The sequence below is a fragment of the Streptomyces sp. NPDC104581 genome (assembly GCF_055583685.1).
This window is the reverse complement of sequence record NZ_JBVJNN010000011.1, coordinates 34275-51088: the sequence shown is the minus strand read 5'-3', so window position 1 is coordinate 51088 and position 16814 is coordinate 34275. Positions and strand designations below refer to the sequence as shown.

Below are 16814 nucleotides of genomic sequence, written 5' to 3'. Positions count from 1 at the left end.
ACTCCTCAACAACTGTTGAGCACATGCATCCCTTAACAGGGGTTTTCTTCTTCCCGAGGAGTCCTCAGTGCCGTCCCCCACAACCACCCCCGACACCACCGCGCCGCCGCCCGCGGCGGCCCCCGGTCCGGCCGCGACCCGCCGGATGCTGCTCGGTCCCATGGTCATCGGTCTGTTCCTCGTCCTCGCTTTCGCGGGGCTGATGATCCCGGCGCTCCAGGACCCGAAACCGCACGACGTGCCCATCGGCGTCGTCGGCCCGGCCGGCACCGGCGACAAGATCGACCAGCAGCTCCAGGCGGGCAGCCCGGACGCGTTCGACGTCACCTCCTACGGGTCCGAGGGCGCCGCCCGGGACGCGCTGATGGACCACGAGATCTACGGCGCCCTGGTGTTCACCGCTCCCCAGCAGCCCCCCACACTCCTGGTCGCGGGAGCGGCCGGTGACGCGCCCGTGCGCGTCGTGACCGCCGCCTACGAGGAGCTCACCCGTCAGGCGGGCGCCCCGGGAGAGATAGAGGACGTGGCACCCCTCCCCTCATCCGACTCACGGGGCGTCAGCGGTCTGCTGCTGAGCATCGCGCTGGTGATCGGAGCCCTCCTCTTCCAGGCGGTCCTCAGTCTGATGGCCGCGCGCCTCCCGGCCCGCAAACGCTTCCTCGCCGGACTCGGCTACGCCGTGATCGCCGGAGGCGTCGGCGCGCTGCTCGCCGGGCCCGTCATCGGGGCGTTCGACGGCAGCTTCCCGCAGCTGTTCGGTGTCGCCGTGCTCCTCTCGCTGGCGGTCGTCGGTGTCGTCGCCGCCTGCCAGGGCCTGCTGGGTGTGCTCGGTGTGGCCGTGGGCGCCCTCGTGGTGCTGCCGCTCGGTGTCTCCTCCTCCGGAGGCCCGGTGGACTACCACTTCCTTCCCGACTTCTACTCGACCATCTCCCAGTACATGCCGATGGGCAGTGCCATCACCTCGCTGCGGCGCGTCTTCTACTTCGACGGCAACAACCTGATGACCCCGCTGCTGACGCTCGCCGTGTGGGCGGCCGCCGCCTGGCTGATCGCCCTGGTCGCGGAGCGCGTCCGGCCCTTCCGGCCGGCCGTGCTCGTGGTCCCGGTCTCGGAACTGCCCCCCGGCTATCTGCCGGACCGGCGTGCCGGGCGGGCGAGTTGACGACCGCTTCCCGGGGCAGGGTGCCGGAAGTACCGCCCACGCGCCGGGAGTTGATCCTCCAGGCGGCCGTCGAACTCTTCGGCCGGCGGGGCTTCCGTGGCACGACGGTCCGTGCCATCGCCGAACTGGCGGGTGTGGACCCGGCCTTGGTGATGCACCACTTCGGCAGCAAGGAGAAGATCTTCTCGGTGGTGATCCGGGAGGCGATGCGCGCCGACGCGTTCCTCCCGGAGCCGGGGGACGGCACCGACGCCGCTCCCGGGCGGAAGCTGCTGCGGGCCTTCCTCGTGCGCTGGGAGGCCGCGGCCGACAAGCCGTCACCGCTCATGGTCGTCTTCCGCTCGGCGATGGAACACCCCGAGGCGTCCCGTCTGTTCAGCGAAGTGGCCAGCGGGGAGTTCCTGCTCCCGCTGGCCACTCGGCTGCGCGCCCCCGACCCGCACCTCCAGGCCACGGTTCTCGGGGTGCTGCTGGTCGGGCTGGTGACCGGGCGCTATGTCGTACGCGTCGAACCACTGGCGAGCCTGTCACTGGACGCCGTGGTGGATCTGTTCGGACCCCATGTCGACCGGATGATCGGCGACTGGATCACTCCGGAGGCGGAGACCGCCTGACCGGGGGACGGCGCGCCGGGCCGCGTCAGGACTTGCGGCCCAGCGTGTCGTTCAGAAGCGACTCCACGACCTTCAGACGCTGCAACTTGCCGCTCGGCGTCTTCGGGAGGGAACCGCGGGGCACGATCTCCACCCGGTCGGGACGCATCCCCGTCTCCTCGGAGACGCTCCGCACGACCGCCTCACGCAGGGCGTCGGCCTCGTCGCCGGCGTGGAGCTTGGACTCGACCACGATGGTCAGCGCCTCCGTGCCCAGCGCGGGGTCCGGGCAGCCCACGGCGGCGACCGCGCCCGGGTGGGTGCCCGCGGCGTTGCTCGCGGCGGTCTCGAAGACGTACGGGTGGTAGTTGCGGCCACCGATGATCACGACGTCCTTGACCCGGCCGGTGACGTAGAGCTGGCCGTCGTCGAGGAATCCCTGGTCGCCGGTGTGCAGCCAGCCGTCGCGCAGGACCTTGTCCGTCTCGTCCTTCTGCTGGTAGTAACCCTCCATCAGGGAGGGGCTGCGCAGCAGGATGTCGCCCTGCACCCGGTCGGGCACATCCGTACGGGACTCGTCCACGACCCGGATCTCCGTCCCCAGCATGGGTGTTCCGGACGAGGTCAGCTCCTGGCGGTCGGCGTCGTCCGGACCGGCCTCCACCGCCTTGCCGGTGTCGGCCAGCACGTCCCGGCGCACCGTCGTGGTGATCATGGGCTCGCCCGGCATGCACATGGTCGCCGCCAGCACCGTCTCGGCCATGCCGTAGCACGGCATCATGGACGTCGCCCGGTAGCCGTAGGGGCTCAACCGCTCCGCGAACCGGCGCAGGGTGGCCGCGTTGACGACCTCCGCGCCGTTGCCGGCGACCCGCCACGGGCTGAGGTCCAGGCCCTCCAGCTTCGAGTCGGGGATCTTCGTGGCGCACATCTGGTACGCGAAGTTCGGCGCCGAGGTGAAGGTGCCCCGGTAGCGGTGGAGCGCCCGCAGCCACCGCTCGGGCCGCAGCGCGAACGACAGCGGGGGCATGGAGGCGACGGGCAGGCCGTGGAGCAGCGGCGCGAGGTGGCAGCCGATCAGCCCCATGTCGTGGTGCAACGGCAGCCAGGTGACGATCAGTTCGCCCGAGCGGAAGCACCGTTCGCCGATCGACGCGGCGTTGGACATGATCGCCCGGTGCGTCAGAGCCACGCCACGGCTGTTGCCGGTGGTCCCCGAGGTGAACTGGATCAGGGCCAGGTCGTCCGCGTCCGCCCGTACCGACGTCGGCACGTAACCGCCTTCGAAGGGCGGCTCGATGATCTCGACCCCCGCCTCCTGGCACGGACCCGCCACCGCGTCACGGAAGGACGGCGCGGAGATCACGGCGCGCGGCTCGGCCCTGCTGATCAGCAGACGCAACCGGTCCGACCAGCGCTGGCGCCGCATCGTGGACAGCGGGGGCTCCGACACGAAGGGGACGGCGCCCAGCAGGAAACAGCCGTGCAGGGCGGCGTACGCGTCCGCGCTGGTGTCGAGGCAGATGCCCACCCGGTCACCGGGCCGGACGCCGGCCTCGGCGAGAGTGGTCGCCGCCGCGCCGGCGCGCTCGACGAGTTCGGCGGCGGTCAGCCGCACCGTCAGGTCCTCGGACTCCTCGATGTAGCACATCGGCCGGTCGGGGCTGCGCTCGGCGAGTTCGAGCAGGGCGGCGCCGATGGTGGGGGCGGACGTCAGGGCGACGCGCTCCGCCACCGCGTCGGGCCGGTAGTCCGCCCGGTCCTCGTGCACGTCGTCGATCGCTGCGACAGATGTCATTGACTCATCCCTGTGATTGGGCCCGCTGACGTACTCCGCGCGCCGCAGGGTGACGCGGCCGTCCGGAGACAAGGAAAGAATTACTTCTCTGTGCGGGGCGCGTGAGCTCTATAACTCGCGCAACTCGCCCGCACCTGGGCGCCGCTTATCTCTGGGTGACATGCGGCAAGCCTCAACCTTGCCCAAGGGGAGTGACGCAGTCAAGGAGTTCTACAGCGTAATGCGTCAGCTTTAGGGGTGTTTAAGAAAGACGCTAGGCGCCGGCCGGAAACTATAGCCAATAGTGTCGCCGTGTGCTGGTCGACCAGCTACCTCGAAGGGTACCCATACTGTGCTCGCTCTAGTCTTTCCCGGTCAGGGTTCGCAGCGTCGAGGCATGGGTGCGCAGCTCTTCGAAGCGTTTCCCGAGCTGGTCGTGCAGGCCGACGAAATCCTCGGATATTCCATCGAGACGCTCTGCCGGGAGAATCCGGACGGAAATCTGGAGAAAACCCAGTACACCCAGCCGGCGTTGTATGTCGTCAGTGCGCTGAGTTACTTCGAGCATCTGGATTCCTCCGGCGAGAGCCCTGACTTCCTGGCCGGGCACAGCCTCGGTGAGTACAACGCGCTGCTCGCCGCCGGTGTATTCGACTTTCCCACCGGACTGCGGATCGTCCAGAAGCGCGGAGAGCTGATGTCGCGCGTACGCGACGGCGGAATGGCCGCCGTCGTGGGCCTCGACGCCGACCGCGTCGCCGAGGTGCTCGCCGGCCCCGGTCTGGAATCGCTGTCCGTCGCCAACTACAACAACCCCGCCCAGATCGTGATCGCCGGACCCCGGGACCGGATCGAGTCCGCCCGGTCGGCGTTCGAGGAGGCGGGGGCCGGGCTCTACACCGTCCTGCGGGTCGGCGGAGCCTTCCACTCTCCTCATATGGCCGGTGTCCAGGAGGAGTTCGCCCAGTTCCTGGCCGGGGTCGAACTGGCCGCCCCCACCGTGCCCGTGCTCTCCAACGTGACCGCGCGCCCGCACGGGCCCGACGTCGCCGACCTGATGGTCAGCCAGCTCACCCGGCCCGTCCGGTGGACCGACAGCGTGCGCCACCTGATCGACCTCGGTGTGGAGGACATCCGCCAGATCGGTCCGGGGCGCGCCCTCATCGGACTCGTGCAGGCCACCCAGCGGGACGCGGCCGAGCGCCGCGCACAGGAGCCGGACACCACCGGGGACCGGGCGGACTCCGCACCCGTCCCCGCGCACGGCGACACCACGGAGCGGACCGCCCCCACGCCCGCCACGGCCCCCACGCCCGCCACCGGCGCGACGGCTGCCGCCGAACCCGCCGGGGAGCGGCCCCGTGCCCTGCGGCTGCGCCGTCCCGCCCGCGGCCGCGCCCGGAGCACCGGCCACACCGAGGAACAGCTCACCGCACTGCTCCTCGCCGACCTGCGGACCATCGTCACCCGCGTGCTGGCGGCCGACCCCGGAGCGCTGCGGGCGGAGACCGAACTCAGCGCCCTGGGCTTCGACTCCATCAAGCTGATCGAGTTCGCCGACCAGCTCCGCGAGGAGTTCGGCGTCGACCTGACGCCGTCGGTGTTCTTCGAGTACTTCACCATCGGCGCGTTCACCGCGCACCTGCTCGCCGAGCACCGGGACACGGTCGTGGCCCGCTACCGGGACACCGCCGCCGACGCGGACCGGACACCCGCGGCGCCCGCCGGGAACGCCGGGCGCGCCCGGTCCGGGGCCGTACCCGCGTCCCATGACGGTGCCGGCGCGCCGCCCGCCGCCACCGGCACGGAATCCGGTGCCGACGCCGTCGCGATCGTCGGTGTGAGCGCCGTACTCCCCGGCTCCGCGAACCTCGACGAGTTCTGGCAGCACCTGGTCGACGGCACCGAACTGGTGACGGACACCCCGGCCGACCGGTGGCGGGAGTGGGCCGGACCGCACCGCGCCCCCGGGGCACGGGGCGCGCTCATCCAGGACTTCGACACCTTCGACTGCCGCTTCTTCGGGATCTCGCCCGGCGAGGCCGAACTGATGGACCCCCACCAGCGGATCTTCCTCCAGACCGTGTGGAAGGCGTTCGAGGACGCCGGACGGCGTCCCACCGAACTCGCGGGCACCCGCACCGGTCTCTTCGTGGGCCACGGCTCCATGGACTACGTGGAGGTCCTCGCCCACAGCGCGGCGGGCACCCAGTCCCACACCGCGACCGGTCTCGCGCACTCGATCCTCCCCAACCGGATCTCCCACCAGCTCGACCTGCGCGGACCCAGTGAGTCCGTCGACACCGCCTGCTCCTCCTCACTGGTCGCCCTGCACCGGGCCGTACGGAGCCTGCGCGAGGGCGAGTGCGACCTCGCCGTCGCCGGCGGCGCGAGCATCCTCATGAGCCCCACCCCCTTCGACTCCTTCCAGCAGGCGGGAATGCTCGCGCCGGACGGGCGCTGCAAGACCTTCGACCGTGCCGCGGACGGCTACGTACGCGGCGAGGGCGTCGTCGCCGTCGTACTCAAGCCGCTCGACAAGGCCCTCGCGGACGGCGACCACGTCCACGCCGTCGTGCGCGGCAGCGCCGTCAACCACGGCGGGCGCAGCGCCTCGCTTACCGCGCCCAGCCCGGACGCGCAGGCCGACCTCGTCGCCACCGCCTGGCGCCGGTCCGGGCTCGACCCGGCCACCGCCTCCTACATCGAGACCCACGGCACCGGCACCAGCCTCGGCGACCCCATCGAGATCGAGGGCCTCAAGAAGGCGTTCGCCGCGCTCTACCGGGACTGGGGCCACACCGGTCGGACCGAACCGCACATCGGCCTCGGCTCGGTCAAGACCTCCATCGGCCACCTCGAAGCGGCGGCGGGCCTCGCGGGCGTCGTCAAGATGCTGCTGGCGCTGCGCCACGAACGGCTGCCCGCGCTGCGGCACTTCGGCGAACTCAACCCCTTCATCCGCATGGAAGACAGCCCGTTCCGGATCGTCGACCGCACCGAGGCGTGGCCGCGTCCGACGGACGGTGAAGGGGCGCCGGTCCCACGCCGCTGCGGCGTCAGCTCCTTCGGCTTCGGCGGCACCAACGCACACGTGGTGCTGGAGGAGTTCATCGCCCCACCCGCCCCGGACCGTCCGGCGGACCCGGCGGCCGGACCGTATCTGGTGCCCCTCTCCGCCCGTACGCCCGGCGCCCTGCGCGAGTACGCCGACGCGGTGGTGCGCTGGCTGGACAAGCACGCGCCCGAGGCCGGGGCACCCGCCTTCGACCTCTCCGCGCTCGCCGACACCCTCCAGCTCGGCCGGGACGCCATGGACGAGCGCCTGGCCCTCGTGGTCGCCGACACCGACGACCTCTACGACGGGCTGGTCCGCTATCTGCGCGGCGAGGACGCCGGCACCGCCTGGTACGCGGGCAACGCCGCCGGCGCCGGAGCGCTCTCCGGCGTCCTGCTGAGCGACGAGGAGGGGGCCGCCTATCTCCAGGCCCTCCTGGACCGCGGGGCGACGGACAAACTGGCCCGGCTGTGGGCCGCCGGCGCGGACCTCGACTGGCGGGAGCTGCGCGGCGACCGTCCCGTCCGCCGGACACCCCTGCCGACCTACCCCTTCGAACGGCGCCGCTGCTGGCCGCAGGACCTCGCGCCCCGGCACTCCGTCCCCCCGGCCGGAACCGCCCCCGTCTCCGCCGTGGGCGCGCCCGTTCCGGCGCCCGCCGCGCCCCTCGCCCCGGCCGGGCCGGTCACGGACGAACAGGTCGGCGCCCATCTCGCCGCCGTGTTCGCCGAGACCCTGAAGTGGCGCCCGGAGGAGGTCGACCCGGCCGTCGCCTTCGACGAGCTCGGCCTCAACTCGCTGGTCATCGAGCAGCTCCGCCGCCGCCTGGTGGCCCACTACGGCCCCATCGACAGCACCACGTTCTACGTCTACAAGAACCTCGCCGACCTGACCAGGTACGTCGCGGCCAAGGCGCGCGCCGAGGGTCTGGCACCACCACCCGCCGGAAGGCAGCAGGCAACGGCGCCCGCTCCCGCCCCGGCCGTACCCCCCGCTCCCGTACCCGCCGCTCCCGTACCCGCCGTCGCGATCGCCCCCTCGGCCCGTGTCCCCGTCCCCGCCCCGGCGGGCACCGGCGGCGGTGACATCGCCATCATCGGCATGAGCGGGCGCTACCCGATGGCCCCGTCCCTGGCCGACTACTGGAAGAACCTGCTCGACGGACGCGACTGCGTCGGCGAGATCCCCCTGGACCGGCCCGGCTACCGGCGCTACGCCGAGCTCGCACGCGAGCGCTACGGCGACAAGTGGTACCGCTGGGGCGGATTCCTCGACGACGTCGACGCGTTCGATCCGCAGTTCTTCCAGATATCGCCGCGCGAGGCACGGGCACTCGACCCGCAGGAGCGGCTGTTCCTGGAGACCGCGTGGGAGACGCTGGAGGACGCCGGCTACACCAGGAAGAGCCTGGCCGACCCGACGGCGGGCGACGCGCGGGGATCCGTCGGTGTCTTCGCCGGAGTGACCTTCAACAACTACCAGATGTTCGCGGCGAACGATCTGGAGCACGGGCAGTGGCAGCCCATCAGCTCGCAGACCTTCTCCATCGCCAACCGGGTGTCCTACCTGTTCAACCTGGGCGGCCCCAGCCTGACCGTGGACACCGCCTGCTCGTCGTCGCTGTACGCCGTTCACCTGGCCGTCGCGAGCATCAGACGCGGTGAGTGCGAGACGGCGCTGGCCGGCGGCGTGAACCTCTCGCTCCACCCCAGCAAGTACATGATGCTCGCCGAGGCCGGCTTCCTGGCCGAGGACGGCCGCTGCCGGGCGTTCGGCGACGGCGGCACCGGCTACGTACCCGCCGAGGCCGTGGGCGCGGTGCTGCTCAAACCGCTGGAGCGCGCCCTGGCCGACGGAGACCAGGTGTACGCCGTCATCAAGGGCTCCGCGGTCAACAGCGACGGCCACACCTTCGGCTACAGCGTGCCCAACCCCGTCGCCCAGAGCGAGCTGATCACCGCCGCGCTGGCGGACGCCGGAGTCGCCGCGGAGACCATCAGCTACGTCGAAGCCCACGGCACCGGCACCAACCTCGGCGACCCCATCGAGATCCGCGGCCTCACCGACGCGTTCGCCGCCACCACCGACGCCCGCCAGTTCTGCGCCATCGGGTCCGTCAAGTCCGGCATCGGGCACGCCGAAGCCGCCGCCGGTATCGCCCAGGTGACCAAGGTGGCGCTCCAGATGCGGCACGGCGAACTGGCGCCCTCGCTGCTCCACTCGGCCACGACCAACAGCAACCTGGAGCTGGAGCGGACACCGTTCAGGGTCCAGCGGGAACGGACCCCCTGGGAGCGTCCCCGCACCTTGGGCCCGGCCGGGGGCGAGCTGGTCCACCCCCGCCGCGCGGGTATCAGCTCCTTCGGCGCCGGCGGCGTCAACGTCCACCTGGTGCTGGAGGAGGCACCGGCCGTCGCCACCGCGCCGGCGCCCCCGCGTGACCTCGTCTTCCCCCTGTCCGCACGCGAGCCCGAGACGCTGCGCGATCTGGCCGCGCGCATGGCCGGCCATCTGCGGGCCCTGCCCGCCGGTTCGGTCCGGGTGGCCGACATCGCCCACACACTCCAGAGCGGCCGTGAACCGATGGAGCACCGCGCGGCGTTCGTCGCCGACGACCTCCCCGGGATCCTGAACGGGCTGGACGCGATCGCGGCGGCGACCGGCGGCAGCTCCGTCAGCACCGGTCACTGCGAACCCCGTTCGACCCCGCCGTCCCTGGCCGACGGCGCGTCACCCCGCGAGGCCGCCTCCGCGTGGGTCGCGGGCGCGACCCCGGACTGGGACGCCTACCTGCGGGGACTGTCGCCCCGCCGCGTCTCCCTGCCCACCTACCCCTTCGCCCGCCGCCGGTACTGGATGGCGGAGGCCGGGCCGACCGCCCAGGCGCCCGTGACGGCGGAGCCCGTCACCACGCCCGTCGCCGTCACGGCCGGCGACACGGACCAGACCCTGCTGGAGCGGCTCGCGAGCCTCCCCGAGGGGGAGCGGAACCCGGCGCTGGCCACCTACCTCCAGACCGAACTCGGCCGCCTTCTCGAATTCCCCCCGGACTCCCCGCCGGACCGCCGCCGCGGCTTCTTCGACCTGGGCATGGACTCGGTGATGTCGGTACGCCTCGGCAACACCCTGGAGGAACTCCTCGGCATCGAGCTGTACACCAGCGTCACCTTCGACTACCCCTGCGTGGACGACCTCACCGGCTTCCTGCTGGAACAGCTCGACCTCGACGCGCCCGAGCCCGTCACGGAGAGCGCCCCGCCCACCCGCGCCGAGGCCGTGCCCGTCCAGCGCACCGTCCACTACCGGGTGGACTGGGAGCCGGCCGCCGCACCGCCCGGGAACGCCGCCCGCCTCACGGGTCCGGTACTGGTCTTCGACCCGGACGGACGGCTCTCCGAACTGGCGCGGGAGCACGCCGGTGACGACGCGCGGATCGTCACCGTACGCACCGGCGACACCTTCGACGGCGCGGCGGACTCCTACCGGATCCGGCCGGACCACGACGAGGACTACGCGGCGCTGCTCGCCGCCCTGGGCACCAACCCCACGACCGTCATTCACGCCTGGCCGGGCTCCGAGGCCGGTCTCACCTCGGCGTTCCGGCTCACCCAGGCGCTGATGCGCGGCCGTGTGTCGCGCCCGCTGCGGCTGCTGCGCGTCGAGACGTTCGACGGGGAGCACCCCGACGCGATGGCGGAGGCGTTCGGCGGATTCGCCCGTTCCGTCCGCCACGAGAACCCGAACCTCGTCTACCAGGCGCTGACCGTCGGCGTCACCGGTGACCCGGCCGCGGACATCCTGCGCGCCTGCGTCGGTGAACTCGCCGTCGACGACGCGGTGGAGGCCGAGGTACGGCACGACCGGGCCGGGCGCTGGACCCGCCGCCTGCGTGAACTGGCGCCCGTCACCGGGACGCCCAAGGTCGCCGTACGCGACGGCGGCACCTATGTGATCACCGGCGGCGGTGGCGGCCTCGGCCTCATCTTCGCCGAGCACCTGGCACAGCGGTCCCGGGTACGGCTCCTGCTCCTCGGCCGCTCCGCACTCGACGCCACCCGCCGCGAGGTGCTCGACCGGATCCGTTCACTGGGATCCGAGGTGGTCTACGAGAGCGTGGACGTCAGTGACGCCGCCGAGGTCACCCGAGTCCTGGACGAGACGCGAGGACGCTGGGGCCGGCTGCACGGCGTCATCCACTCCGCCGGAGTCCTGCGCGACGCGCTGATACTGAACAAGAGCGCCGAGGAGATCGGCACCGTCCTGTCCGCGAAGGTCGACGGGGCACGCGCCCTGGACGAGGCGACCCGCCTCGACGAACTCGACTTCTTCATGACGTTCTCCTCCCTGGCCGCACTCGCCGGCAACCCCGGCCAGGTGGACTACGCGTTCGCCAGCCGGTTCCTCAACGCCTTCAGCCGGGGCCGCGAACGGCAGCGCGCCAACGGCGAGCGCTCCGGCGCCAGCATCACCGTCGTGTGGCCCTTCTGGCGGGACGGCGGAATGCGCGTGGACGCCGAGACCGGCGGCTTCGTCCGCAGGCGGCTCGGACTGGAACACCTGCCGACGGACGCGGGTGTCGAAGCATTCGACGTCGCCCTGCGTACCGCCGAACCGGAGATCGGAGTGGTGCTCGCCGACCGCGAGAAGCTCGACCGGGTCCTGCGGATCGAACATCCCGAGGTGAGCCGCGACGACGTGGCGCGGCAGCGCACCACCGCCGTCGAACTGCTCGACACCCTGGAGGAACTCGGGCTCTGAGAGCCCCGCTGGATCGGGCCGTACCGGCGGGCGACCCCCAACGGACGCCCCCGGGAAACGTCCCGGACCCGCCGCCCGGACACGGCCGGCACCGACGAGTACGGCTCCGACCGAGGAGGACACGAGCGATGACCGACGATGTGCTGCTGAGGCGTTCGCTGAACGCCATCCGGGTCCTCCGCGAACAGATGCGGGAACTGACCTCGGCCGCCGAGGAACCGATCGCGCTGGTCGGCATGGGGTGCCGGTTCCCCGGCGGCGCCGACACCCCCGAGCGGTTCTGGGAGCTGCTGCGCGACGGCAGGGACGCCATCACCGACGTACCGCCCGAGCGCTGGTCCGCCGACCGGTTCCACTCCGACGCCCGCGACGAGCCCGGTACCGCCTACACCCGCAAGGGCGGTTTCCTCACCGGGGACGTACACGCCTTCGACGGCCCGTTCTTCGGCATCACGGACGCCGAGGCACGCGAGATGGACCCCCAGCAGCGCCTGCTCCTGGAGACGAGCTGGGAGGCGCTGGAGAGCGGCGGCCTGCTCTCCAACGCCCTCAACGGCGAACGGATCGGCGTCTTCGTCGGTGTCTCCGGCTCCGAGAGCTCCCTGCTGAACCGCCCGCTCGACGACACCGGGCCCTACACCGCGACCGGTGCCGCACCGAGCATCACCGCCGGACGCATCGCCTACGCCCTCGGGCTGCGGGGCCCCGCACTCGCCGTCGACACCGCCTGCTCCTCCTCCCTCGTGGCGATCCATCTCGCGGTCGAGAGCCTGCGCAGGGGCGAGTGCACCGCCGCCGTCGCGGGCGGTGCCAGCGCCATGATGTCGCCCGACGTCTTCGTCGCCCTCTGCCGGATGGAAGCCCTGGCCGCCGACGGCCGCTGCAAGGTGTTCGACGCCGAGGCCGACGGCTACGTCCGCTCCGAGGGCGCCGGCATGGTCGCCCTGATGCGGGCCTCCGACGCCGCCGCGGTGCGCGCCCCCGTCCTCGCCCTGATCGCGGGCTCCGCCGTCAACCACGACGGACACACCGCAGGACTCACCGTTCCCAACGGGCGCGCGCAGCGCGAACTCATCACCGCCGCCCTCACCGCCGCCCGCACCCGCCCCGACGAGGTCGACTACCTGGAGGCGCACGGCACGGGAACCCCGCTCGGCGACCCCATCGAGGTCCGCGCCGCCGCCGAGGTGTTCTGCGCCGACCGCGACCCCGCCACCCCCCTGCGCATCGGCGCCGTGAAATCCAACGTGGGCCATCTGGAGGCCGCCGCCGGAGTCGCCGGTCTCATCAAGACCGTACTGGCCCTCCGGCACGCACAGGTGCCGGGCAATCTGCATCTGAACCAGCTCAATCCGCAACTGCGCGCGGACCGGCTGCCGGTGGACTTCTGCGACTCCGCCCGCCCCTGGCCCGCCTCCGCCGACCGGCCGCGCGTCGCGGGAGTCAGCGCCTTCGGATTCAACGGCACCAATGCCCACCTGGTGGTACGGGAGGCCCCCGCCGCCCGCGCCCCGCAGACCCGCACCGAGGAGCGCCCCGCGCACCTGCTGGCGCTCTCCGCCCGCGACCCGCGCGGACTGCGGGAATCGGCGCTGCGGCTCGCCCACTGGCTCACCGAGCACCCCGAAGCCTCCCTGGCCGACGTCTGCCACACCGTCGGCGCCCGCCGCCCCGCGTTCCCGTACCGGACCGCCCTCGTCGTACGCCCGGCCGACGACCTCGCGGAACGGCTGCGCGCCGTCGCCGGCGAACCGGCGGCCCCGCCCGAGCGCACCACCGGCCCCGTCGCCTTCCTGCTCAACGCCACCGGGGACCGCGCATGGCGGTCGGCCGAGCGCCTGTACGCCTCGCACCCCGCGTTCCGTGACCACTTCGACCGGTGCGACGCGCTCCTGCGGCCCGCCGTCGGCGGTCCGCTCGCCGCCGCCCTCGCCCAGGGTCCCTCCGGCGCACCGCTGTTCAGGGACGCCGTCGCCCTCGCGTACCAGATCGCGCTCGTGCGCACGCTCGACGGCTGGCGGGTGTCGGCAGGCGCCGTCGCCGGCTCCGGCCCCGGTGAACTCGCCGCCGCCTGCCTCGCGGGAGTCTTCGACGCCGGGACGGCGGGGCGCCTGCTCGCCGCGCGGCACCAGGACTCCCCGGTACCGGCGCTCACCGAGGCACGCGGTCCCCGGCTGCGCCTGCTGCACGGGCCGGGCGCCGACGCCGTCACCGCCGAGCGGGCGGCCGATCCCCGGTTCTGGGCCCGCCCGAGCGAGGGGACGACGGCGCCCGCCCTGACGGAGGCGCTCGCCGGCCACGGGTACGGCACGCTGGTCTCCCTCGGCGACACGGCCGACGTGGCCACGCACCACGAGAACACCTCAACAGCTTTGGCCCACTGGGCGGTTCCCGGCGACGACGTGTGGGAGGAACTGCTCACCGGCGCCGCCGGCAGGTATCTGGCTGGAGCCGACGTCGACTGGTCCGATCTCGACCTCGGCCACGACCGGGCCCGGCTCACCCTGCCCACCTACCCCTTCCAGCGGCGCTCGTACGGGCCTCTGGGCACGGCCGCGCCCACCCCGGCGCCCACGCCCGCGAGCGTGCGGCCGATCGGTGAACTCGCCCTGCGTACGGTGCCCTCGCCCCTCGACCAGCACCAGTTCGACACCGTCGTCAGCCGCGCCGCGCTGCCCGAACTCGCCGACACGGCCGGCGTCCTGCACGTCGGCTACTACCAGGAGATGCTCGCCGCAGCGACCGCGGGCGACGGCGCGGGCGACGGCGCGGCCGACGGCTTCTACGTGCGGGACGTCAACTTCCACCAGGCGCTGCGGCTGTCCGGCCGTCAGGAGCGCACCGTGCAGCTCGTCGTGGAGCCCGCCGACGACAAGGGCTGGGCGGACTTCACCTTCTACAGCCGCCCCACCGCGGGCACCGAATGGGACCGCCACGTGCGCGGCAGCGTACGGCCCGGCCCCGCCGACCGCACCGAGGAGGAGTCGGCGCCCCTGACCGGGACCGAACGGGAACGCATACTCGGCCGCTGCACCGAGCGGATCGGCGGCGAGGAGTTCTACAAGCTGATGCGGGACCGGGGCGTGGCCCTCGGCCCCTCCGTCGAATGGGTCGAGGAGGCCTGGGCTGGCGACGGCGAAGTGCTCGCCAGGCTGCGGCCCGCGGGCGAGGCCGCCGTGCCCGCCGGGCGTCCCGGCCGCGCCCTGCCCGCCCACCCGGGAGTGCTCGACGCCTGCGTACAGCTCTACGCCCTGGCCGCCGGCGGCGCCCTCGCCGACGACGACCTGTTCATCACCGCCCGCCTCGGCGAGGCCGACGCCGTCGGCGCGCCGGTCACCGGACCGCTCTGGTGCCACGTACGGCTGAGGTCGGCGGTGGGGCAGCGGCTCGTCGGCGACCATCTGCTCTGCGACGACCGGGGCCGGATCGTCGCCTCGGGCCGGGACACCGAGGTCCAGGTGATCAGCCCGCGGGAGAGTCTCAGCCTGCTGGCCGTGACCGACGGCGAGCGGACCGGCGACCACTCCGGCGAGCTCCTCGCCCGCCACCGGGCCGCCGCCCCCGCCGACCGCCCCGGGGTGCTGATGGGCTTCCTCACCGAGACGGCCTCGGGACTGCTGCGGCAGCCCGCCGACGAGATCCCGGCCGGCCGGCCCCTTGCCGAGCTGGGCCTCGAATCGCTCGCCGCCATGGAGCTGCGCAAGCGGATCCGTACCGGTACGGGCGTCGACCTGCCCGTCGAACTCCTCGTCGACGGACCGTCGCTGGACGAACTCGCCCGGCACATCGCCTCGGAGATCGCGACGGACGACGAGCCGGGCGCCACCCGGTCCGCACCGCGCGACTACGACCTGGACAGCGCCCGCTGGCTCGGCACCGCCGTCCGGGAGACCTCCCGGCTCAGGCTGTTCTGCCTGCCCTACGGCGGTCGCGGCGCTTCCCTGTACCGCGACTGGCCGCGGGAGCTCGACGGCGGCGTCGAGGTCTGCCCCGTGCAGCTTCCGGGCCGTGAGGAGCGCGCGGGCGAACTGGGCATCGTCAACGCGGACGAGGCGGTCGAGAGCATCGCGCAGGTCCTCAAGCCGTATCTGGACCGGCCGTTCGCCTTCTACGGCCACAGCATGGGCGGCCTCCTGGCGTACCGCCTGGCGCACCGCCTCGGCGCCGAGCACGGCCCACTGCTGCGCCACCTGTTCGTCGGTGCGTTCAGCGCGCCCACCGGGGCCGTCAATCCGCTCGACGACCGCATCCTCGCCGTGATGCGGTCCCTCGGGTTCCCGGGCATGCCCGCGCAGCAGGACCTGCTGCGGCTGCGGCGCGAGCGGCCGGGGGAGTACGAGCGGGCCCTGCGCGAGGAGTTCGACGACCGGGTGGCCGCCAAGCTCGACGCGTCGACCAGCGGCTGCGGCTACGGGGACCTGCGGATCGTGCAGAGCTACCGGCACGATCCGGCGGAGGCTCCGCTGACGACCGGGGTGACCGCCTTCCACGGAGCCGGCGACCCGGTGGTGCCGGAGGCCGACATGAGAGCCTGGGAGGGCCTGACCGGCGGCCCCTTCGAGCTGCGGGTGGTACCGGGCGACCACTTCTTCCTGCACGCCGACCAGAGCGGCCCCCGGTTGCTGGAAGCCTTCTCCGAGACACTGCGCTGACGGCGCGTCAACCCACCGACGAGGTAAGGAAAGAACAGTCATGGCAGGAGCCACCGAGGCGACCAGCCCGTGGATCATACGGTTCCACCCGGTCCCGGAACCCCGCGTGAGGGTGGTGTGCTTCCCGCACGCCGGGGGATCGGCGTCGTACTACTTCCCGGTCTCGCGCGCGCTGTCGTCCGTGGCCGACGTACTGGTCCTCCAGTACCCCGGCCGGCAGGACCGCCGCGGCACCCCGTGCATCGACAGCATCACGGAGCTCGCCGACGCGGTCACGGCCGAGCTGCGGGGCACGATGGACATCCCGACCGCCCTCTTCGGGCACAGCATGGGCGCCACGCTGGCCTTCGAGGTCGCGCGGCGCCTGGAGCGGGCCGGTGAGAAGCCACTCGCGCTGTTCGCGTCCGGCCGCCGGGCCCCGGCGGAGGTCAAGGACGAGGGACTGCACAAGTCCACCGACGCCGAACTCATCGAGCACGTCGCCCAGTTGAGCGGAACGGACGTGGAGGTGCTGCGCGACCCGGACATCGTGCGCATGATCCTGCCCGTCATGCGCAGCGACTACCGGGCGGCCGAGACCTACCGCTACCAGCCGGGCGAGAAGCTGACCTGCCCCGTCCACGCGCTCACCGGCGACAACGACCCGCAGGTCAGCACGGTCGAGGCGGACGCCTGGACCCACTACACCGAAGGACCCTTCGAGAAGCGGGTCTTCGAGGGCGGCCACTTCTTCTTCACCACGGGTCCCGAGAAGCCCCTGGCGTACGTCGCCGAGTGCCTCGGGGCACTGACCTCCGGCACCGCCTGACCGCGG

General features: G+C 72.7%; 6 protein-coding genes. 5 read left to right on the top strand and 1 reads right to left on the bottom strand.

Annotation, left to right across the window (positions count from 1 at the left end):
• The first annotated feature begins 67 nt into the window (after positions 1 to 67).
• Positions 68 to 1162: a hypothetical protein gene (locus ACZ61E_RS11830; RefSeq protein WP_469699433.1), complete on the top strand. Its 1095-nt coding sequence runs from the start codon at positions 68 to 70 to the stop codon at positions 1160 to 1162.
• A gap of 20 nt (positions 1163 to 1182) precedes the next feature.
• Positions 1183 to 1776: a TetR/AcrR family transcriptional regulator gene (locus tag ACZ61E_RS11825; protein ID WP_469699432.1), complete on the top strand. Its 594-nt coding sequence runs from the start codon at positions 1183 to 1185 to the stop codon at positions 1774 to 1776.
• A gap of 25 nt (positions 1777 to 1801) precedes the next feature.
• Here the strand turns inward: ACZ61E_RS11825 and ACZ61E_RS11820 are convergent, their stop codons facing one another.
• Complete coding sequence (locus ACZ61E_RS11820) at positions 1802 to 3553, bottom strand: fatty acyl-AMP ligase (protein WP_469699431.1); 1752 nt, start codon at positions 3551 to 3553, stop codon at positions 1802 to 1804.
• Between the two features lie 283 nt (positions 3554 to 3836).
• Between ACZ61E_RS11820 and fabD the strand changes: the two genes are divergently transcribed.
• From fabD to ACZ61E_RS11805, 3 genes are all read left to right on the top strand, one after another.
• Positions 3837 to 11348, top strand: a complete 7512-nt coding sequence (gene fabD, locus ACZ61E_RS11815; protein ID WP_469699430.1) for an ACP S-malonyltransferase — start codon at positions 3837 to 3839, stop codon at positions 11346 to 11348.
• A gap of 128 nt (positions 11349 to 11476) precedes the next feature.
• Positions 11477 to 16000, top strand: a complete 4524-nt coding sequence (locus tag ACZ61E_RS11810) for a beta-ketoacyl synthase N-terminal-like domain-containing protein (RefSeq protein WP_469699429.1) — start codon at positions 11477 to 11479, stop codon at positions 15998 to 16000.
• A gap of 40 nt (positions 16001 to 16040) precedes the next feature.
• Entirely contained in the window at positions 16041 to 16808 is a 768-nt protein-coding gene (locus tag ACZ61E_RS11805) for a thioesterase II family protein (RefSeq protein ID WP_469699428.1), read from the top strand.
• The last annotated feature ends 6 nt before the right edge of the window (positions 16809 to 16814 follow it).

What these genes read in the sequence shown, in the direction of transcription:
- ACZ61E_RS11820 (WP_469699431.1), bottom strand. Translation starts at nt 3,553, where the DNA reads ATGACATCTGTCGCAGCGATCGACGACGTGCACGAGGACCGGGCGGAC.
- ACZ61E_RS11810 (WP_469699429.1), top strand. Translation starts at nt 11,477, where the DNA reads ATGACCGACGATGTGCTGCTGAGGCGTTCGCTGAACGCCATCCGGGTC.
- ACZ61E_RS11805 (WP_469699428.1), top strand. Translation starts at nt 16,041, where the DNA reads ATGGCAGGAGCCACCGAGGCGACCAGCCCGTGGATCATACGGTTCCAC.